Origin of the sequence: Agrobacterium sp. RAC06 (assembly GCF_001713475.1) — a bacterium.
GTDB lineage: Bacteria > Pseudomonadota > Alphaproteobacteria > Rhizobiales > Rhizobiaceae > Allorhizobium.
On sequence record NZ_CP016499.1, the window covers coordinates 2732509 to 2753391 of the forward strand.

General features: G+C 62.2%; 19 protein-coding genes and 1 other RNA gene. 13 read left to right on the plus strand and 7 right to left on the minus strand.

Annotated features, from left to right (window positions below):
* The first annotated feature begins 161 nt into the window (after positions 1–161).
* A complete protein-coding gene (locus BSY240_RS13200) occupies positions 162–704 on the plus strand; it encodes an SH3 domain-containing protein (protein ID WP_150127470.1) in 543 nt (180 codons plus the stop codon).
* Here BSY240_RS13200 and BSY240_RS13205 read toward each other — a convergent pair.
* Positions 697–1689: an adenosine kinase gene (locus BSY240_RS13205; protein ID WP_054149397.1), complete on the minus strand. Its 993-nt coding sequence runs from the start codon at positions 1687–1689 to the stop codon at positions 697–699. The two genes, BSY240_RS13200 and BSY240_RS13205, sit on opposite strands and share 8 nt — an antisense overlap.
* Positions 1690–2010: 321 nt before the next feature.
* Here BSY240_RS13205 and BSY240_RS13210 point away from each other — a divergent pair, with 321 nt between their 5' ends.
* Positions 2011–2955, plus strand: a complete 945-nt coding sequence (locus BSY240_RS13210) for an AEC family transporter (RefSeq protein ID WP_069042613.1) — start codon at positions 2011–2013, stop codon at positions 2953–2955.
* Positions 2956–3031: 76 nt separating this feature from the next.
* Here the strand turns inward: BSY240_RS13210 and BSY240_RS13215 are convergent, their stop codons facing one another.
* Complete coding sequence (locus BSY240_RS13215; RefSeq protein ID WP_069042614.1) at positions 3032–3757, minus strand: c-type cytochrome; 726 nt, start codon at positions 3755–3757, stop codon at positions 3032–3034.
* A 155-nt stretch (positions 3758–3912) separates the two neighbouring features.
* On the opposite strand from BSY240_RS13215, the gene BSY240_RS13220 reads away from it, so the two are divergent.
* Together BSY240_RS13220 and BSY240_RS13225 are read left to right on the plus strand one after the other, a co-directional pair.
* Complete coding sequence (locus BSY240_RS13220; protein WP_069043973.1) at positions 3913–4680, plus strand: 3-deoxy-manno-octulosonate cytidylyltransferase; 768 nt, start codon at positions 3913–3915, stop codon at positions 4678–4680.
* 58 nt (positions 4681–4738) lie between these two features.
* Positions 4739–5536: a prephenate dehydratase gene (locus tag BSY240_RS13225; protein ID WP_236759376.1), complete on the plus strand. Its 798-nt coding sequence runs from the start codon at positions 4739–4741 to the stop codon at positions 5534–5536.
* Positions 5537–5649: 113 nt separating this feature from the next.
* Here BSY240_RS13225 and nudC read toward each other — a convergent pair whose 3' ends face one another.
* Both nudC and BSY240_RS13235 read right to left on the minus strand, forming a co-directional pair.
* On the minus strand, positions 5650–6609 hold the full coding sequence (nudC, locus tag BSY240_RS13230) for an NAD(+) diphosphatase (protein ID WP_069042616.1): 960 nt from the start codon (positions 6607–6609) through the stop codon (positions 5650–5652).
* Complete coding sequence (locus tag BSY240_RS13235; RefSeq protein WP_054149509.1) at positions 6606–7013, minus strand: HIT family protein; 408 nt, start codon at positions 7011–7013, stop codon at positions 6606–6608. Before BSY240_RS13235 ends, nudC begins: the two co-directional genes overlap by 4 nt.
* Positions 7014–7184: 171 nt before the next feature.
* Here BSY240_RS13235 and ffs point away from each other — a divergent pair.
* The 3 genes from ffs (at position 7185) to BSY240_RS13250 (ending at position 9614) form a co-directional block, all read left to right on the plus strand.
* An RNA gene (ffs, locus tag BSY240_RS13240) (signal recognition particle sRNA small type) lies at positions 7185–7281 on the plus strand.
* A gap of 80 nt (positions 7282–7361) precedes the next feature.
* Positions 7362–9242 carry a DNA polymerase III subunit gamma/tau gene (locus tag BSY240_RS13245; protein ID WP_069042617.1) on the plus strand — a complete coding sequence of 627 codons (1881 nt, stop codon included), beginning with the start codon at positions 7362–7364 and terminating at the stop codon, positions 9240–9242.
* Positions 9243–9290: 48 nt separating this feature from the next.
* On the plus strand, positions 9291–9614 hold the full coding sequence (locus BSY240_RS13250) for a YbaB/EbfC family nucleoid-associated protein (RefSeq protein ID WP_069042618.1): 324 nt from the start codon (positions 9291–9293) through the stop codon (positions 9612–9614).
* Between the two features lie 40 nt (positions 9615–9654).
* Here the strand turns inward: BSY240_RS13250 and BSY240_RS13255 are convergent, their stop codons facing one another.
* Complete coding sequence (locus BSY240_RS13255) at positions 9655–10545, minus strand: alpha/beta hydrolase family protein (RefSeq protein ID WP_069042619.1); 891 nt, start codon at positions 10543–10545, stop codon at positions 9655–9657.
* Positions 10546–10625: 80 nt separating this feature from the next.
* Positions 10626–11246, minus strand: coding sequence for an MOSC domain-containing protein (locus BSY240_RS13260; protein WP_069042620.1), 621 nt, complete (start codon positions 11244–11246; stop codon positions 10626–10628).
* 56 nt (positions 11247–11302) lie between these two features.
* Here BSY240_RS13260 and recR point away from each other — a divergent pair, with 56 nt between their 5' ends.
* Together recR and BSY240_RS13270 are read left to right on the plus strand one after the other, a co-directional pair.
* Entirely contained in the window at positions 11303–11908 is a 606-nt protein-coding gene (gene recR, locus BSY240_RS13265; protein WP_069042621.1) for a recombination mediator RecR, read from the plus strand.
* Positions 11909–11931: 23 nt separating this feature from the next.
* Positions 11932–13194 carry a lytic murein transglycosylase gene (locus BSY240_RS13270; RefSeq protein WP_150127471.1) on the plus strand — a complete coding sequence of 421 codons (1263 nt, stop codon included), beginning with the start codon at positions 11932–11934 and terminating at the stop codon, positions 13192–13194.
* A 9-nt stretch (positions 13195–13203) separates the two neighbouring features.
* Here the strand turns inward: BSY240_RS13270 and BSY240_RS13275 are convergent, their stop codons facing one another.
* Positions 13204–14838 (minus strand): MFS transporter, encoded by a 1635-nt coding sequence (locus BSY240_RS13275; protein WP_150127472.1) that lies wholly within the window; start codon positions 14836–14838, stop codon positions 13204–13206.
* Positions 14839–15080: 242 nt separating this feature from the next.
* Between BSY240_RS13275 and rimP the strand changes: the two genes are divergently transcribed.
* The 4 genes from rimP (at position 15081) to infB (ending at position 20846) form a co-directional block, all read left to right on the plus strand.
* A complete protein-coding gene (rimP, locus tag BSY240_RS13280) occupies positions 15081–15677 on the plus strand; it encodes a ribosome maturation factor RimP (protein WP_069043975.1) in 597 nt (198 codons plus the stop codon).
* A gap of 56 nt (positions 15678–15733) precedes the next feature.
* Positions 15734–17353, plus strand: a complete 1620-nt coding sequence (nusA, locus tag BSY240_RS13285; RefSeq protein WP_069042623.1) for a transcription termination factor NusA — start codon at positions 15734–15736, stop codon at positions 17351–17353.
* Entirely contained in the window at positions 17353–18033 is a 681-nt protein-coding gene (locus tag BSY240_RS13290) for an RNA-binding protein (RefSeq protein WP_069042624.1), read from the plus strand. Before nusA ends, BSY240_RS13290 begins: the two co-directional genes overlap by 1 nt.
* Positions 18034–18134: 101 nt before the next feature.
* On the plus strand, positions 18135–20846 hold the full coding sequence (infB, locus tag BSY240_RS13295) for a translation initiation factor IF-2 (protein ID WP_054149386.1): 2712 nt from the start codon (positions 18135–18137) through the stop codon (positions 20844–20846).
* Positions 20847–20883 lie beyond the last annotated feature (37 nt).

Genomic DNA, 20883 nt, shown 5'->3' on the forward strand with positions numbered 1-20883 from the left:
GTCGCGGGATACTTCGCTTCTCAGGAAGGCAATTTCTACCAAACCCGTCGGCGAAGACAAACAAAACTCGTCGGATGACGGCGGATTTGTCCCTGATACGCGCGACGCGTCTCGGGGTGGTCAGAAAGCCCTTCATTTCCACAGCTTAGCCCGGAATGACCATGTTTCATAATCTGTGCCGCGTCAGCATTGCATTCAGCGTTCTTGCGCTGTCTCTCGTGGCCGGCCCGATCGCCGGTCATGCCCAATCCACGACCAAGGGTTCGAGCGGGCTGCCGCTGCCGCGGTTCGTCAGCCTGAAGGCCGAAAGGGTGAACCTGCGTATCGGTCCGAGCACCGACTACGCCGTCTCCTGGCGCTACATGAAGTCGGGACTGCCGGTCGAAATCATCCGCGAATACGAAAACTGGCGGCAGATCCGCGATGCCGACGGAACCGAGGGCTGGGTGAACCAGACCCTGCTCACCGGGGAACGTACGGCGGTTGCTGCCCCGTGGATGCGCGGCAACGGCGACGCTGTCTACGTCATGATGCGACGCGATTCCAACTCGTCCGCAGCCATCATTGCCAAGCTCGAGCCCGGCGTCGTGCTCAGGCTCAAGGAGTGCAACGGCAATTGGTGTCAGGCCGAGGCCGGCGGCGTCAACGGCTGGATCTCGCAGAATGAGATCTGGGGCGCCTACCCGGGCGAGGCCTTCAAATAAGGCCGATCGCCGAAGCGCCCTTCGCAAGCGACATCATCGGTCGGGGGCCGATCTGCTGGATGACGATGCCAGCCGCATAGCAGCCAAGATGGCCGCAATCCTCGAAGCTTCGACCATTGGTGTAGCCATAGAGGAAGCCGGAGGCGAAGAGATCGCCGGCACCTGTCGTATCGACCACCGTCTCGACCTTGGTGGCAGGGACACGGATGCGCTGCTCCCCCTTCACGATGACGGCACCCTGATCGCCCATGGTAACGGCGGCCAGCTTGCAATCCTTCGAGATCAGATCAAGCGCGTGAGCGAAATCGTCCGTTTCGTAGAGAGACAGGGCTTCCTGCTCGTTGGCGAAGACGATGTCGACCGTGCCGGAGCGCATCAGGTCAAGGAATTCGGCGCGGTAGCGACCGACGCAGAAGCTGTCGGAGAGCGTCATCGACATTTCCCGGCCCGCCTCGTGGGCAATGCGGGCGCAGTCGAGGATCGCCTGCTTGGCGCGCGGCGGATCCCAGAGATAACCCTCAAAATAGGTGACCTTGGATTTGGCGACGACGTCGGGCTCGACATCCTCGGGGCCGAACTCGACGCAGGCGCCGAGATAAGTGTTCATCGACCGCTCGCCGTCTTCTGTGACGAAGATCATGCTGCGGGCCGTCGGTGGCTGGCTGCCCAGGGGACGGGTCTGGAAATGGACGCCCTGGGCGCGGATGTCATGGGTGAAGATCTCACCGAGCTGATCCTCTGCCACCTTGCCGAAATAGGCAGCCTTGCCGCCGAAATTGGCGATACCGGCCGCCGTGTTGCCGGCGCTGCCGCCGGAGGCTTCCACAGCCGGCCCCATCATGCCGTAGAGCCGTTCGGCACGCTCGGCGTCGATCAGGTTCATTGCGCTTTTGGTAATGGCATTGTCGATCAGAAACTGGTCGTCGCAGCGAGAAATAATGTCGACGATGGCGTTGCCGATCGTCAGGACATCGAACTGGCTCATGAGGTCCGGGGCTCCGTTTGCTTGGCCTGACGGTCATAGCCGTTTTTCCGCCGATGGGAAGGGAAAAGCAGACCGACGTCATCTGGTCGTTACATCGGGCGGGTATCAAACTCGCCGTGGATGACCATCTCCCCTGGAGTCCACCGGGACATGAACGGTTCCGTACGGGAAAGCCGACCACGGATGTACTGGCGGCAGATCCCACCCCGGTGTGACCGGGCGTCGAAGCAGGCTCCCGCCCGCTTTTGTCGTTTCTGATGGATTGGCCGGGCGCGGCAAGAAGCCTAAGAAGGGCTTTCTTGCCATGACGAGTCGATTTTCATGACCACCGTTGCCCAGGACGTCCTTCCCATCTTCATTCTCATTCTCTTTGGCTGGGCGCTCGTCCGGTTGAAGATCCTGACCGCGGAGATCGGTGACGGGTTGGGCGACTTCGTGTTCAAGGTCGCGGTGCCGCTCCTTCTGCTTCGGACGATCGCCAATGCCGACTTCCACGGCGCCTCTCCGTTTCGGTTGTGGATCGCCTATTTCTCCGGGGTTCTGATCACCTGGATCATTGGCCATCTTCTGGCAACGCGCATCTTCGGACGTGACCAAAAGGTCGGCGTGCTCGCGGGCGTTTCCGCAGCCTTTGCCAACAATGTCTTCATCGGCCTGCCGCTTGTCGAACGCACCGTCGGACCGGAAGGGATCGTCGCCATGTCGATCCTGCTCGCCGTGCACCTGCCGCTGATGATGATCGCCGGTGTTCTGGCGATGGAACGGGCAGAGCAGAGAAGCGGAGGACGCAATGCCACAGGCATTATCGCTGTTTCCAAACAGGTGGGCGGCAATCTTGTGCGCAATCCGCTGATCATTGGCCTCGCCGGCGGGGTCCTTCTGCAGCTTGTAGGCACCCCTGTTCCGGCGCTGATCGACGGCATCGTCGCTCAGGTAGCCGGCATGGCAGCACCGGCAGCACTGATCTCGCTCGGCATGACGCTGAACAAATACGGGATGGCGGGAAACATAAAAATTGCTGGCAGCATTTCGCTGCTGAAGCTCGGCTTGATGCCAGCCGTGGTCTGGCTCGCATCCACGCTGCTTGGGCTCTCACCGCAATGGACGGCAGCACTCGTTCTGACCTCTTCCGTTCCGACGGGTATCAATGCCTGGCTGATTGCAAACCGCTTCGGTGTGGGCCAGGGACTGGCAGCCTCGGTCATTACCCTCTCGACTGCTGCCGGCGTGGCAACCGTTTCACTTTGGGCGCTGTTCCTGCTCTGACGCTGACAAAACAAACGCCCGACCACAAGGGCCGGGCGCGTGTCTCAGTAGCGTCAATGCCAGCGGGCTATGACGATCAGGGCGTTGCAGGCTGTGCAGGAGCAGGCTCTGCCGGGGCAGCTGGCGCGGGCTCAGCTGGAGCCGCAGGCGCCGCGTCGGCCGGAGCGGCTTCCGCCGGAGCCTCTGCAGGTGCGGCAGCGGCATCTGCCGGAGCGGCGTCAGCAGGCGCAGCAGCATCTTCAGCCGGTGCAGCAGCTTCAGGCGACGGCAGCGGAACCGGGCTGTCGGCCATGGTGTGCAGATACACGATCACGTTGGCGCGTTCGTCGTCCTTCTTGAGGCCTGCGAAACCCATCGACGTGCCGGGGATATGCTGCTTCGGAGCGAGGAGGAATTCGTTCAGGTGGTCCCAGGTCCAGAGCTCGCTGCCGCCCTGCGAAAATTCCTTGATGGCAGCCGAATAGCTGAAGCCTTCATGCGAGGCGATCGGACGGTCGACAAGGCCATAGAGGTTCGGGCCAACCTTGTTGGCGCCACCCTTGTCGACGGTGTGACAGCTCGCGCACTTCTTGAAAGAAGATTCACCCGCGGCTGCATCGGCGCTGGCCAGCAGGACTGCGATGGGAGTGGCAGCGACTTCCGGTGCTGCGTCAGTCGGAGCAGCCTCTTCGGCCACGATGGCGAAGCCTTCCTGCTCAGGCGCTTCAGAATGGAATATCCCTTCCGACGCGATGGACACAGACATCAGGACGAAGACGGTGCCGAGAAAGGCACCCACGCCCATGTTGGTATAAGAGTTCATCTGCAAAGCTCCCCGTGCAGCCGGCCGATGAGCAACCGGACGATCTTGAAATCGCGCGGAACCTATGTCTTTTGCATAACACTTGCAACACGATTATGGTCCCGCGGCTGGGACTATTTGACACTTCTGTATGGTGATTTGAAGGGGTTATGGACATGAATGAAGGCAGAGCTGCCAAAACCTTGATCCTGATCCCGGCACGCATGGCGTCGACCCGTCTTCCGGACAAGCCGCTGGCCGACATAGCAGGTCTGCCGATGATCGTGCAGGTCGCAAAACGGGCTCAGGAGGCAGAGGTCGGGCGAATCATCGTCGCCGTCGACGACCAGAGGGTCTTCGACGCCGTTGAGGCCGCAGGTTTCGAAGTGGTCATGACCCGTGGGGATCACCAGTCCGGTTCCGACCGCATTTTCGAGGCGCTGACGAAGGTAGACCCCGATGGCGTGGCCGAGATCGTCATCAACGTTCAAGGCGATCTGCCGACGATCGATGCGCAGACCATCCGCGCGGCACTTGAACCACTGGAAGATCCTGCAGTCGACATCGCAACGCTCATCGTCGAAATCGAGGACGAGCAGGAGAAGACGAACCCGAACGTGGTAAAGGTAATCGGCTCGCCGCTTTCCGAGGACAGGTTGCGTGCACTCTATTTCACGCGTGCCACCGCGCCCTACGGTGCCGGCCCGCTCTACCACCATATCGGGCTCTACGCCTATCGGCGCGCCGCGCTCGAACGCTTCGTTACTCTACGCCCGTCCACGCTCGAAAAGCGGGAATCGCTCGAACAGCTCAGGGCGCTGGAAGCGGGCATGCGGATCGATGCCCAGATCGTGAAAACCGTGCCGCTCGGCGTCGACACGCCCGCAGACCTTGAAAAAGCACGCCGCATCCTTTCCGCATCCTCCTCAAACGCAGGACACTGATCCCTTGGCACCGACGAACAAGATTTCCTTCCAGGGCGACTACGGCGCCAATTCCGACATGGCCTGCCGCGACATGTTCCCCAAAATGGAGCCCCTGCCCTGCCCGACCTTCGAGGATGCCTTCGTGGCGCTGGAGACGGGAGAAGTGGATCTGGCGATGATCCCGATTGAAAATACGCTCGCCGGTCGCGTCGCCGACATCCACTACCTGCTGCCGCTGTCGCGCCTGCATATCGTCGGCGAGTATTTCATGCCGATCCGCTTCCAGCTGATGGTGCTGCCGGGCGTCAAGCTGGACGAGATCCGCACCGTTCACAGCCATATCCATGCGCTCGGCCAATGCCGCAAGATCATCCGCAGCCATGGCTGGAAGGCAGTCGTCGCCGGCGATACGGCGGGGGCTGCCAAGCTCGTTTCGGAGAAGGGCGACCGCACGATGGCAGCCCTTGCGCCGCGGCTTGCGGCACCGCTCTACGGGCTCGACATCATCGCTGAGAATGTCGAGGATTCGGAAAACAACGTCACCCGCTTCGTCGTGCTATCCCGCGACGAGGACGAGCCGAAGCGCGTGAGCGATGACGAGCACTTCATCACGACGTTCGTGTTCAACGTGCGCAACATTCCGGCAGCCCTCTACAAGGCAATGGGCGGTTTTGCGACGAACGGGGTCAACATGACCAAGCTCGAAAGCTATCAGATCGGCGGCAAGTTCATCGCCACACAGTTCTATGCCGATATCGAGGGGCACCCGGACGATGCGCCGGTCAAGCGGGCACTGGAAGAACTGCGCTTCTTCTCCGAGAAGGTGCGCATCCTCGGCGTCTACAAGGCGCATGAGATGCGCGGCAAGCTCTGATCACTACGGTGGCGGCATAGAGCGTTCCGGCGAAAAGAAGCGCCGGAACGCTCTATTTTTTGTTTTCGCGCAATTCCGGCCGCAGAACCGCTACGCACTTTGGCCGGAATTGCTCAGTGCCGCCACTCGTACCAATCCTCGATCAGACGACGGGCGATCGTGCCGTGGATCGGCAGGGTCCTGCCATCGGCTGAACCCTCCGACAGCATCCGGCCAATCTCGTCGCGGGTGAACCAGCGGCAGTCTTCGAGTTCGGCGGTATCGAAGGTGATGTCGAAATTCATCGCCTCGCCGTAGCAGCCGATCATCAGCTGGTGCGGCATCGGCCAAGGCTGTGAGGCGTGATAGCGGACGCGGCCGACTGTGATACCGGATTCCTCGCGTGTTTCGCGACGGACGGCGTTTTCGATCGTTTCGCCAGGCTCGACGAAACCGGCGAGCGAGGAATACATGCCTGCCGGAAAGCGCGGGCTCCGCCCCATCAGGCAGCGATCCTTCTTTTCATCGACGACCAGCATGATGGCGACCGGATCGGTGCGCGGGAAGATTTCGTGGCTGCAGGCGGTGCATTTGCGCTTGTAGCCACCGATGAGCATGTCCATCGTGCCGCCACAGCGACCGCAAAACTTGTTGTCGGCGTTCCAGCGCAGGAGGCTGAGTGCCTGGGCGACTTCGCCGAGCAGTTCGTCACCGATCAGGGCATCGCGGAAAAGCGCACGGGGGTCGGCGGGCTTGTATTGGGCGGCGAGCGCTTCCGGGGGAACATTGACGGGGACTGCAAGACGCGGCTCACCAGAGGCCTGGTGGCCGAGCAGAATGGCGTCATCGAAGTTCGGCTGGAGATCCGCGAGCTCGTAAGGGGCAAAGAGCGGATCGAGAACCTGGCCATCATGCTTCAAGACGAGCTGAGTGCCGGAGAAGGCGAGGATGTGCATGCCCTCGACCTTGAGTGCCTGCTCAAGCGAGGTCTCGTCGCGATGTTCGCTGTCACGGTCGAGCTTGTTGCCGGAAAAGGCCGTAAGTTCGCTGGGTTCAAGATGGGGGGCACGGTTGAGGAAAATCGAGTTCTTCATTGGAATGCTTCAAGTATCCTGTGCTTCATCGCCTCGAAGGCCTTTTCCTCATAGGGGACAGACTGGCCAAAGCCCCAGATGGGGCCGGGCCAATTGGGATCATTCTCGCTGCGTGCGACGACATGGACGTGAAGCTGGCGCACGATATTGCCGATGGCGGCGATGTTGATCTTGTCGGCACCGCTCACCTTCTTCAAAGCCGTCCCCACGGTCACCTGCTCGAACGCCAGCATTGCCTGATCAAGCGGGGTCAGGTCGAAGATCTCCGAGACATCCGGGCGCTGGGGGACGAGAATCAGCCAAGGCCAGCGGCTATCCCGGGCAAGCCGCAGGTCACAAAGGCCGAGTTTCAGGATCGACTCGCTGTCTCTGCCAAGACGCTCATCCAGGGTGAATGGCTGCACGGTGTTTCTCTCCGCTTTGTTTTTTTCTGATGCCAGGCAATGCTGTCTGGCGATCTTGCTTTGTCGCAGGTTCTGATCGGAAAACCGCAGGACATTTTTCCGGAACCTGCTTAGCAGTTTTTTTGGCGCTTGGCTTGCATTTGGCGACGTTATTGCCGATATGTCTCCTTGGGAGGTTGGTGGTGGACGAGCCACTCGCCAACCGGGTCAGGTCCGGAAGGAAGCAGCCCTAACGAGCGCGGCACGGGTCATCGTGCCAGCCTCCCACCTCATCTTCATTTCCGGCCTTTGTTTCCAACACGGGCCGTGCCATGCCCGGAGCCGGGCGACGGGGAAGCTGGCAACGCGATGAGCGATTTCGAGCCGACTGCAGAGGCCAAGCCCGCCCCCGGCGGCTACCGCGTTCTCGCCCGCAAATATCGCCCAAAGGATTTCACGGACCTGATGGTCGGCCAGGAGCCGATGGTACGAACGCTGACAAATGCGTTCGAAACCGGCCGCATCGCCCAGGCCTATATGCTGACCGGCGTGCGCGGGGTGGGCAAGACGACCACGGCCCGTATTCTGGCGCGTGCACTGAATTACAAGACCGCTGAGATCGACAAGCCGACGATCGACCTTCGCGTCCCCGGCGAACATTGCCAGGCGATCATGGAAGGCCGGCATGTCGACGTGATCGAGATGGATGCGGCATCGCATACCGGTATCGACGATATCAGAGAGATCATCGAGCAGGTGCGCTACCGCCCGGTTTCGGCGCGCTACAAGGTCTACATCATCGACGAAGTGCACATGCTGTCGACGGCGGCCTTCAACGGGCTGCTGAAGACGCTCGAAGAGCCGCCGGAGCATGTGAAGTTCATTTTCGCGACGACCGAAATCCGCAAGGTCCCGATCACCGTGCTCTCCCGCTGCCAGCGCTTCGACCTGCGCCGCATCAGTGCGGGGGATCTTGTCGGGCTGTTTTCGACCATTGCGTCGAAGGAAGGCATCGAGGCGGACGAAGACGCGCTGGCGATGATTGCGCGTGCTGCAGAAGGCTCGGCACGTGACGGGCTCTCGCTGCTCGACCAGGCGATCGCCCACGGCAGCGGCGTGGTGCATGCCGATGCCGTGCGTTCCATGCTGGGTCTTGCAGACCGGGCCCGTATCGTCGACCTTTTCGACCATATCGTGCGCGGTGATGTGGCAGCAGCCCTTTCCGAATTCGGCAGCCAGTATGAGGCGGGTGCCAACCCGACCGTGGTGCTGACCGATCTTGCCGATTTCACCCATCTGGTGACCCGGCTCAAATACATTCCCTCAGCCGCACAGGATCCCTCGCTTTCCGAAGTCGAGCGCGTGCGCGGCGCCGACCTCGCAGAGAACGTGGCAGTGACGACGCTGTCGCGCATGTGGCAGATGCTGCTCAAGGGCATCCCGGAAGCGGAGGCCTCGTCGCGACCGGCAGGTGCTGCCGAGATGGTGCTGATCCGGCTTGCGCATGCCGCCCATCTGCCCTCGCCCGAAGATGCTGCGCGACGCCTGCTCGAATTGTCGAATGGTGAAGGTGGCGGAGATCGCGCGCCTTCTGCGCCGCGGCCGAATGGCGGCGGCGGTGGGGCCTCGATGGCGATGCGCGTGCAGGCCGTGGGCCAACCCTCGCAGGATAGCGCCCCGCGCCCGGCAATGAGCCAACCGGTTGCGCATCTGCAGAGTGTGCCGGCTGGTGATGCGCTGCCGCAAGCGATGGAGCGGCGGGAAGCCAAGGCCGAGGAAGCGCCGGTCCCGGGCGTTCGCGTTGAGACACTCGACGATATCGCTGATCTCTGCACCAAGAACCGGGCGCCCGTGTTGCGGGCTCAGCTTCGTCAGTTCGTGCATCTTGTGAAGATCGAGCCGGGCCGGCTGGAGATTCGCCTCGAATCGCAATGCCCGCCTGGTATCGTCAACGAGCTGAAGATGAAGCTCAGCGAGTGGACCGGCATCACCTGGTGGGTGACGCTGTCCAACGAGGCGGGCGCGCCGACTCTGGTCGAAGTCGAAAAGACGACGCGCGAAGCGCGGCTAGTCGATGCGCGGCAGGACCCGGATGTCGCGGCGATCCTCGCACGCTTTCCCGGCGCCAAGGTGACCGACGTGCGGATCAAGGCAGCTGCGATCGAGGACGACGACATCGTGGCGGCACCGCCGGCAGCAGCCGAATCCGCCGAGGGCGACATCCTGCCGGGCGACGACATCGAATTCTAGGGCTGACGCCCTTGCCGCAGAACACGACAACAATCCAAGGAGACGACGATGCGCGACATCAAGGGCATGATGGGCAAGGTCAAGGAAATGCAGTCCAAGATGGAGAAGATGCAGGAAGAGATTGCTGCACTCGAAATCGAAGGCAAGTCTGGTGGCGGCATGGTGACCGTTGTCCTGAGCGGCAAGGGCGAGATGCGCAGCATCAAGATCGATCCGTCACTGTTTAAGGAAGACGATGTCGAGATCCTCGAAGACCTGATCGTTGCCGCCCATAAGGATGCCAAGGACAAGGGCGAAGCCCAGGCGCAGGAAAAGATGGCGGCACTGACCGCCGGCATTCCGCTGCCGCCGGGCATGAAGTTCCCGTTCTGATCAAGCAGTTCATTCTGCTCGAAAAAGGTGATCGGGTCTGTCAGCGATAGACCCGATCACCCCAAGGATTCTCCCCTTCGCGTAGAAACACCAGGCTCTCATTCCAGAAGCCACCCTCATGGCGGGCGTGGAAGAGATCGAAGTGACCGATACGGTCAAAACCGAGGTCTTGTGGTGCGAGCAGCACCTTGGTCACCGCCGCGCGGCGATAGTAACGCATCGCACGATCTATTGCCTTCGGCGTCGCGATCTCGTCATCCGACATGGCGACACTGAGGATCGGGCAGGCTGCGGTGGCGAACCGGTCGCGCATGACTTCGGCCGCCTCTCGCGACAGGCCCTGTTCCGCCCGGCCCTGCTGCAGCCCCCAGCCATAGGCGACCCCTTTCGGCAAATCCTCCAGCCAACCCAGGCGCTTGCCGGGAAAATGGCCGAGTGCAAGGGTAATGGCCGGCATCGCGACATGCCATTTCAAAAAGAGCGGCAGGCGTCGTGCTGGCAGATAGTCCCCCCAGTAGCCATACTGGCCGCCGACCGAAAGCATGGCCGAGACGCGCCCGACTGCCGGCGAATAGCCCGGCAGGAAGCCGCCGATGCTGTGGCCAACGACGAGGACGCGTCCCGTCTTGTCCTCCTGCAGCGCTTGGCGCAGCGCGGCATCGAAATCCTGCTCGCCCCATTGGCGCCAGGTGAAGGTCGATCCTTTAAGGCTTTCGGGACGGGAGAGCCCTATACCGCGATAATCATAGGTGAGGACGGAAAAGCCGTTTGCCGCGAGGTAGGCGGCATAGCGATGGTAATAGCGGGCCTGGACGCCAGTTGCCGGATTGACGATGACGGTCCCGACAGGCGCTCCGTCAGCGGATCGCCACCAATGACCGGTCAGCCGCACGCCATCGGCTGCGGTCAGCTCTGTTCTCCTCGGGTCCATCGCTCCTCCAAGCGGGCGGCATGATGGCGAGAAGCATGGGGCGGGTAAAGCCGGGCGGCTTTACGACCTTTGGCGGAGGCTCACATCTCGCCGGCGCGGATCGCGTCCCTGACCTTGTAGTGGACGGGTGCGGCGAGATAACGGGCGCGATCGGTCTCGCTCAGCTTGCGGCCAAAGGTCGCCATCATCTCGCGCATCGTCACGCGGTCGCCGCTCCAGGGCGTGAATTCTACGGCCTGGCCGGCTTCGACCATGCCACCCAGAAGGACGCGTGCATAGGCGCCCGGGCGGGCTGCGCGGGTGTAGCGCTTGACGATGGTCGGATCGCCCATCTTGGCGGCGAAGGTGGCGCAGGGCATGCGGGCGGAGGTGACTTCAAGAAGCACTTCGCCGATCGCCAGCCTGTCGCCGGCCCCCAACTGGGCGCTTTCCAGGCCTTCGATCACGAGGTTCTCGCCGAACGTGCCATAGGGCAGATCGCGGCCGAGCTCGGCCTGCCACCAGTCGAGATCGATGGAGCCCTCGATATAGACGGCCTGATCGACGCCGCCATGGTGTTTGCGATTGAGGATGGCGTCTCCGACGAGGCCTTCGGCATCGACCATGATCGGACCCTGGATGGCGAGCTTGTTGATGCCGGTCTTGTATTTCTTCCCCGGCAGGATCTCGGGTCGACCAAGGCAGACGGCGAGGATTTTCATCTGGGGCGCTCCTTCGGCGATTCCGTTTGGCGTCTATATGGGCTAGAAACGCCGCCATGGCAAAACGAGTCACCGGCCCCGAAATCGAGAAACTCATCCAACTCCTGGCGAAAGTCCCGGGGCTTGGACCACGCTCGGCACGGCGTGCAGCACTGCATCTGATCAAGAAGAAGGATCAGCTTCTCGGCCCCTTAGGTCACGCCATGGGCGAGGCCTATGACAAGGTGAAAATCTGCTCCTGCTGCGGCAATGTCGACACCGTCGATCCGTGCACCGTCTGCACTGACGTCGCTCGCGACCAGTCTGTCATCATCGTCGTCGAGGACGTCTCAGACCTCTGGGCACTGGAGCGCGCAGCCGCGATGAATGCCGCCTATCACGTGCTGGGGGGCACGTTGTCGCCACTCGACGGGATCGGGCCTGATGATCTCAACATCAAGGGGCTGATCGACCGGGTAGCGAAAGGCGGGGTCCGCGAGATCATTATCGCTGTTAATGCGACCGTCGAGGGGCAGACCACAGCACACTATATAACCGACCACCTGACAGGGCTTGATGTGAAGATCACGCGGCTTGCCCATGGCGTACCTGTCGGTGGCGAGCTCGACTATCTGGACGAGGGAACACTGTCTGCGGCGATCAGGGCACGCACTGCAATCTGACTGTATTCCGGGAGGAACGATCGATGGCACGACTTCGAAAGCCGTTTCGCTTGATACTGACCACCGTTTCACTGGTTCTGGCCGGGAGTTTCGCCTCGTCGGCCGCCGCCGCGTCGCGCAGCGCCGTCGAGGCACAGTTCCGGCAATGGATCGCCAGCGACCTTTGGCGCGCCGCTCAGGAAGGCGGGATCAGCAAGGAGATATTCGACCGGACGCTTCAGAACGTCCAGCTGAACTGGGACCTGCCTGATCTCGTGCCTCCGGGCACAGCGCCGCCTAGGGAGCGCACGCAGAGCCAGGCAGAGTTCAGCTCACCAGCCTCCTATTTCAACGAAAAGCGACTTCAGGGACTGGCCGCGACCGGTCGGACCCTGGCAAGTCAGCATGCGGCGACACTGCGCAAGGTCGAGGCGACCTATGGCGTTCCCGGCTCGATCATCGTTGCGATCTGGGGCCGCGAGTCGGGTTATGGCCGGGCAAAGCTGCCGCATCCGGCGATCGACGTGCTGGCGACCAAGGCCTTCATGTCGACGCGCAGGCCGATGTTTCAGCAGGAGCTGATTTCGGCGCTGCATATCGTCGAAAGCGGGGATGTCAGTGCCGAGAAGCTTATGGGCTCCTGGGCGGGGGCTTTGGGACAGCCGCAGTTCATGCCGGGAAGCTACCTGAAATACGCCGTCGATTTCGACGGCGACGGCAAGCGCGACATCTGGAATTCGGTGCCGGATACATTGGCATCCATAGCCAACTATCTGGTGAAGAGCGGCTGGCAGAGGGGTCGCGACTGGGGTTACGAGATCACCATTCCCGACGGCGTTTCCTGTGCTCAGGAAGGTCCGGACAGAGCAAAGGCGGTGTCGGCCTGGGCAAGCGGCGGGCTGACCCGGATTTCTGGTCGAGCATTCCCTTCGTCGGAGGCGTCTCAGCCGGCGATGATGCTGGTGCCGGCCGGCACCTATGGTCCGGAATTCCTGGTGACGCCGAATTTCTACGTGCTCAAGGAATACAACAATTCCGACCTCTATGCCTTGTTCATCGGCAATCTCGCTGACCGGATTGCGAGCGGTGGCGGTGCGTTCAAGGCGCCCTGGGGCGATGTCGGCAAGATGCTGCGCTCGGATGTGCTTGCCATGCAGCAGGCGCTGGTGGCGCAAGGCTATGATGTCGGCAAGGTGGATGGCCTGCCCGGTTTCAAGACGCGGAGGTCGCTCGGCGAATGGCAGGCGAAGAACGGGATGAAACCCAGCTGCTATCCGAGTGCAGACCTCAAGGCCAAGCTGCGCTGAGACCCGCCATCAGTGGTGATCGATGTGCGACTGGTGGAAGACGTCGTCGGCCGGTGGGATTGCCTGACGCTCGATCATGCGGTGGACCTTGGGCGGCCTGTCGCCGCGATGCAGTTCGATCAGGCGGTCGGTGATCTCGGCATCGGCCTTGGTGCGGCGCTGGTTGTGACGGACATAGTCGACCCATGTCGGCACGTGATAGGTTTCCGTCCAGATGTCAGGGTTTTCCAAATCGCGCATCAGCGTCCAGTTTCGCGCGCCGTCACGCAGGCGGATGCGGCGGCGCTCGACCATAATCCTCAGGAATTCTGGAACGTCTTCGTCGGCGATCTCGAAATCGACATGAATGACGATCGGGCCGCTGCGCGGGCGGATGTCGAGCTTGAGGGCCGGCTCGTTGAAACGGTTCAGCGGATCGAGATCAAGGGTCGCAAAGGCAGGCATTGGCAAGAAAAAGCCGATGAAGACGCCGACCATCATCAAAAGGCTTGAGGCCACCAGCGCATGGTCGGACCCGTAGCTTTCGGCGACGCTGCCCCAGAGCCAGCTGCCCGTTGCCATCCCGCCGAAGGTCGCGGTCTGATAGAGCGAGAGGGCCCGACCGACGACCCAACGGGGAGCCGAGAGCTGGACGACGGTGTTGAACAGCGAGAGAGCCAGAACCCAGCAGGCGCCAGCGACCATCAGGGCAAGCGCCGTGATCCAGACCGAGGTGCTGATGCCCGTGACGCCGGCGGCAACGGCAAAGCCGGCGAAGGCGGCGCGGACGATGTCTTCACTCGACAGCAGTTCCCGGGCGCGCTGGTTGGCGAGTGCGCCGAAGATGGCGCCGAGGCCGAAGGCACCGAGCAGGCCACCAAAGGTGAGCGGACCGCCCAAGAGCTGGTCGCGAGCAACAATCGGCAGAAGCGAAAGAATGGCGGTCGCGGTGAGACCGAAGACGAAGCCGCGGAAGAGCACCTTGCCAAGATTGGGTGACATGGCGACGTAGCGCAGGCCGGCGCCGATCGCCGAGCCGAGCTGCTCGCGTGGCAGCGGGTTTTTCGGAATGTTCGGCTGCCAGCGGAAGAGGGCATAGGTAATGGCGAAGTAGGACAGCGTGTTGACCGCAAAGGCGGCTGCCGCACCTGCGGCGGCGACGATTGCACCGCCAATCGCCGGGCCAACGCTGCGGGTAATGTTGAAGCCCATGCTGTTGAGCGAGACGGCGGCAGGCAGATCGGCGCGCGGGACGATATCGCCGACAGAGGCCTGCCAGGACGGGTTGTTGAGCGCGGTGCCGCAGCCGATGAGGAAGGTGAAGGCGAGGAGCGCCCAGGGCGTGATGAGATCAAGCAGGGCAAACAGCGTCAGAAGCGCCGAGACCACGATCATGAAGAGCTGGGCGGCGATCATGACGCGGCGTCGATCGAAGCTGTCGGCGATGGCTCCGGCGATCAGGGACAAGAGCATGATCGGGCCGGTGTTCGAGGCCTGAACCAGCGCCACCATGTTTTCGGAGGTCGAGATCGAGGCCATCATCCAGGCGGCACCAACACCCTGGATCAGACCGCCGAGATTGGACGAGATGCTGGCAAGCCAGATCCGGCGATAGGCTTCGTTGCGCAGCGGCAGGAGCGGGGAACGGCTTTCGTGTGTGGACATGTCTTGAACTTCTCTGGCCACAACCATGTTTGGAAACAGCTGCGGCGGGTCAAACCTTGCCTTGCGCAACGCATGGATGGCAAGTTTGTTTTCACGCTTCGGCTAAAAGCTTGCAAAAGCCGGGGCGGTCGGCTATATGAGCTTCAAATTCTTGATCGACAGATGAAGGGTGGGCCCGAAAGGACCCGCTCTTTTTTATTGGCGATCACAGCCAATCGGGAGTAAAACGATTGTCCGAAGATATGCCGAAGCCGGAACTCGGCGAAGCACGGATCATCATCGAGACGGGCCTTGACCGTCGTATCGCAGAGATTATCGAGCCCGTGCTCGTCGCGATGGATTTCAAGCTGGTTCGCGTGCGTATGATGAACCAGAACGGAATGACACTGCAGATCATGGCAGAACGCACCGACGGCACGATGACCGTCGAAGATTGCGAAGCCGTATCGATGGCAGTTTCCCCGGTTCTCGACGTCGAGGATCCGGTCGACAAGGCGTATCATCTGGAAGTGTCGTCGCCGGGCATCGACCGCCCGATGGTTCGCAAGTCGGATTTCAGCCGCTGGCAGGGCCATATCGTGAAGTGCGAGACGTCGATCCTGGTCGACAACCGCAAGCGCTTCCGCGGCAAGATTACCGACGTGAACCAGGACGGCTTTACCCTGGAACGCGATCAGGTGGCCTATGGCGAAGAGCCGAAGGTGGTTATCCCCTTCAATACCCTCGCTGAAGCCAAACTCATTCTGACGGACGATCTGATCCGTGACGCGCTCCGAGCCGATAAGCTCGCCAAGGCGCAGGCCGCGAACCAGAACGACGAAGACGACAGCGAAGAATAACGTTTGACCTATAGCCCGAGGCCGATGCCCGGGCGTGAAGACGGAGACCTAAGACAATGGCAGTCAGTGCTAACAGGCTCGAGCTCTTGCAGATCGCAGATGCCGTCGCCCGTGAAAAGGTGATCGACCGCGAAATCGTGCTCGCCGCCATGGCCGACGCGATTCAGAAGGCTGCCCGGTCGCGCTACGGCAGCGAAACCAACATCCGCGCCGACATCAACTCCAAGACCGGCGAGATCCGTCTGCAGCGCCTTCTGGAAGTGGTCGAGAAGGTCGAGGACTACGCGACCCAGATCGCACTTGAACTGGCCCGTGACCGCAATGTCGACGCCAAGCTCGGCGACTTCATCGCCGATCCGCTGCCGCCAATGGACTTCGGCCGTATTGCCGCCCAGTCGGCCAAGCAGGTCATCGTGCAGAAGGTTCGCGAAGCCGAGCGTGACCGCCAGTTCGACGAATTCAAGGATCGCGTCGGCGAGATCGTGAACGGCACCGTCAAGCGCGTCGAATACGGCAACGTAATCGTCGATCTCGGCCGTGGCGAAGGCATCATCCGTCGTGACGAGATGATCCCGCGCGAAGCTTTCCGCTACGGCGACCGCGTACGCGCCTATGTTTACGATGTTCGCCGCGAGCAGCGTGGCCCGCAGATCTTCCTGTCGCGTACCCATCCGCAGTTCATGGTGAAGCTCTTCACCATGGAAGTTCCTGAGATCTACGACGGCATCATCCAGATCAAGTCGGTTGCCCGTGACCCGGGTTCGCGCGCCAAGATCGCCGTGATTTCGAACGATAGCTCGATCGATCCGGTCGGCGCCTGCGTCGGTATGCGCGGTTCGCGCGTTCAGGCCGTTGTCGGCGAGTTGCAGGGTGAAAAGATCGACATCATTCCGTGGAGCCAGGATCCGGCCTCCTTCATCGTCAACGCCTTGCAGCCGGCTGAAGTCGCCAAGGTCGTTCTCGACGAAGATGCAGAGCGCATCGAAGTCGTGGTTCCGGACGAGCAGCTGTCGCTGGCCATCGGCCGTCGCGGTCAGAACGTTCGTCTGGCATCGCAGCTGACCGGCTGGGATATCGACATCATGACGGAAGCGGAAGAATCCGAGCGTCGTCAGAAGGAATTCAACGAGCGTACGAACCTGTTCATGGATGCGCTCGACGTTGATGAAATGGTCGGCCAGGTACTGGCATCGGAAGGTTTTGCTGCGGTTGAAGAAGTTGCCTATGTCGAGCTCGACGAAATTGCGTCGATCGATGGCTTCGACGAAGACACCGCGCAGGAAATCCAGACCCGCGCCCGTGAGTACCTCGAGAAGATCGAGGCAGAGATGGATGCGAAGCGCCGCGAACTCGGCGTTGCGGACGAACTGCGCCAGATCGACGGCATGACCTCGCAGATGATGGTCGCGCTCGGCGAAGACGGCATCAAGACGGTCGAGGACTTCGCCGGCTGCGCTGCCGACGACCTGGTCGGCTGGAGCGAGCGCAAGGACGGCGAGACCAAGAAGTTCGAGGGCCTGTTCTCGAAATTCGACATCTCGCGCGCCGAAGCTGAAGCCATGATCGTGCAGGCCCGCCTCGCAGCCGGCTGGATCACCGAGGAAGACCTCGCGGCCGAAGCCGAAGTCGAAGCTGAAGGCGTACTCGAAGGCGAAGAAGCCGAGCAGGCAACGTGATGGGCGCGCAGACGCCCGACGCGACAGAGGCCGAAGACGACTTCGACCTCTCCGACGTGAACGGACGCATGTGCATCGTCACCCGCGAAAGCGGATCGCCCGAGACGCTTCTGCGTTTCGTGGCGGCACCCGACGGGACCGTGGTCCCTGATCTGAAGCGGGCGCTCCCGGGCCGGGGCTGCTGGGTCAGCCCCAGCCGCGAGGCCGTCGACAAGGCCGTGGCGAAGAAGCTCTTCGCCAGGGCACTGAAACGGGATGTGAAGGCGGATCCGGAACTCGGGTCCGTCGTCGAGCGGCTTCTGGTCACGCAGCTGATCGGGATGATGAACATGGCCCGCAAGGCCGGCCAGTTCATCACCGGGGCGGCGAAGGTCGAGGCGGCGGTGCGCAGCGGAGAAGCCATCGCGGTCTTCCATTCGCAGGATGCCGCGCCAGATGGCGTGAGAAAGATCGACCAGGCCCGAAAGGCCTGGCACCTCGGAACAGGGGCAGAGGCGGAAGTTCCCGCCTTTCACCTGCTCACCGGGGCGGAATTGGACGAGCAGATGGGCCAGAATGCGTTTATCCATGCTTGCGTGCTTGCAGGGCAGGCAGGTGAAGGTGTAGTGAAGCGCGCAACTCTGCTCGAAACCTACCGCGGCACGCCGCGGGTATCGGGCGCTGGCCCGAAATCACAATGACGCGGTCACCGGCACAGGTCGGCCTCCGTGGTTTAGGACAGTATGTGAACGGCGAGGCCTGATGCTCGGCATCCGGCCCCGCTCGAAGGAACGGGAACGGAATGACCGACAACAAAGACGACAAGACTATCGGCGTGAAGAAGACTCTCACCCTGAAACCATCGGGGATGAGCCAGGGTACCGTGCGCCAGGACATGGGGCGCGGCCGTACGAAGTCGGTCGTCGTCGAAACGGTGAAGCGCCGGACGACCAGGCCGCTCGACGAAAAGCCACCGATTACGCCGATCACCCCTGTTCGTGCGGAACCGGCCGCGGCAGCTCCGACGCCGGCGCCGACACAGGCACCTTCGCCGGTTGCGGCACCCGTTGCAGCTGCGCGCCCGGCACCGGCACCGGCACAGCAGCATCGCCCGCAGCAGCCGCAGCGCCCCCAACAGCCGCAACGCCAGCAGCCCTCGCAGCCGCAGCGCCAACCGGAACGTCCGCGTGGTGCCGTTCTGCACGACCTGTCGGCCGGCGAGATGGAAGCGCGTCGCCGCGCCCTTGCCGAAGCCCAGATTCGTGAAGTTGAGGAAGCCAAGCAGCGCGTGATCGACGAAGCTCGCCGCAAGGCCGAAGCCGAGGAAGCCGCACGCCTGGCCGCCGAAGAGGCAGCACGCCGCGCCGCCGAGCCGCAGCCCGAGACACAGCCGGAAGCTGAAGTTGCCGCTGAGCCCGCTGTGGCGCCGGTGGCTGACGCGCCCGTCGTCGTGAACCGTACGGCCATTCCGGCACCCGGCGCACCTGGGTTCGTGCGTGGACGCAAGACCAATGACGAAGACGAGGGCCGCGCATCCCCGCGGACGATCCCCGGTCGGGGCAAGGTCGCCATGCCAGTGGCCCCCAAGGTCCCTGCCCGTCCGAAGGTCGAAGAGGACCGTCGTCGTGGCAAGCTGACCGTCACCACGGCCAATGTCGAGGATGACGGCACCGCCCGTGGCCGCTCGCTCTCTGCCATGCGCCGCCGTCAGGAGAAGTTCCGCCGCAGCCAGATGCAGGAGACCCGTGAAAAGGTCATGCGCGAGGTTATTCTGCCTGAGACCATCACCATTCAGGAACTGTCGCAGCGCATGTCCGAGCGCGCCGTCGACGTCATCAAGTACCTGATGAAGGAAGGTCAGATGATGAAGCCGGGCGACATCATCGATGCCGACCTTGCAGAACTCATCGCCACCGAATTCGGTCACACCGTGAAGCGCGTATCGGAATCCGACGTTGAAGAAGGCATCTTCAACGTCAAGGACGACGAAGGCGAGCTGGTATCTCGTCCGCCCGTGGTCACGATCATGGGTCACGTCGATCACGGCAAGACCTCGCTGCTCGACGCCATCCGCAAGACCTCGGTCGTATCGGGCGAAGCCGGTGGCATTACCCAGCATATCGGTGCTTACCAGGTCGAGCAGAACGGCCAGAAGATCACCTTCATCGACACCCCCGGCCACGCAGCGTTTACCGCAATGCGTGCCCGTGGCGCCCAGGCGACCGACATTGCGATCCTCGTGGTTGCAGCAGACGATAGCGTGATGCCGCAGACGATCGAATCCATCAGCCATGCGAAGGCTGCCGGCGTTCCGATCATCGTGGCGATCAACAAGATCGACAAGCATGAGGCTAACCCGGACAAGGTTCGCCAGCAGCTTCTGCAGCATGAAGTCTTCGTTGAATCGATGGGCGGTGAAGTGCTCGACGTCGAAGTCTCGGCGAAGAACAAGCTCAACCTCGACAAGCTGCTCGAAGCCGTGCTTCTGCAGGCCGAAATCCTCGACCTGAAGGCCGACCCGACGCGGACTGCCGAAGGTACCGTTATCGAAGCACAACTCGACCGCGGTCGTGGTGCCGTTGCGACGGTTCTCGTCCAGAAGGGCACCTTGAAGCCCGGCCAGATCATCGTTGCCGGCGACCAGTGGGGCCGCGTTCGCGCCCTCGTCAACGACAAGGGTGAGCACGTAAAGGAAGCGGGTCCTGCCATGCCGGTCGAGATCCTCGGCCTGTCGGGCACGCCTGCTGCCGGTGACAAGTTTGCCGTCGTCGAAAACGAGAGCCGCGCTCGCGAGATCTCCGAGTATCGTCAGCGTCTGGCCCGCGACAAGGCTGTCGCCCGCCAGTCGGGTCAGCGCGGTTCGCTGGAACAGATGATGAGCCAGCTGCAGAACACCGGCTTCAAGGAGTTCCCGCTGGTCATCAAGGGCGATGTTCAGGGCTCTGTGGAAGCGATCGTCGCGGCACTCGACAAGCTTGGCACCGACGAAGTGCGTGCCCGTATCGTCCATTCGGGCGCCGGCGCCATCACGGAATCGGATATCTCGCTCGCCGAGGCATCCAATGCCGCGATCATCGGCTTCAACGTCCGTGCGAACGCCCAGGCTCGTACCGCTTCCGAGCGTGCCGGCATCGAGATCCGCTACTACAACATCATCTACGATCTGGTGGATGACGTGAAGGCAGCGATGTCGGGCCTGCTCTCTCCGGAGCGTCGCGAAACCTTCCTCGGCAATGCCGAGATCCTGGAGGTGTTCAACATCACCAAGACCGGCAAAGTCGCAGGTTGCCGTGTTATCGAGGGCAAGGTCGAACGTGGTGCGGGCGTTCGCCTGCTGCGCGACAATGTCGTCATCCACGAAGGCAAGCTCAAGACGCTCAAGCGCTTCAAGGACGAAGTGTCCGACGTGCCGATGGGTCAGGAATGCGGTATGGCCTTCGAGAACTACGAAGACATCCGCGCCGGCGACACGATCGAGTGCTTCCGCGTGGAACATATCACGCGTACGCTCTGATCTCAGGCGTTTCGAACAACGATCCTTTCGGGCGCCG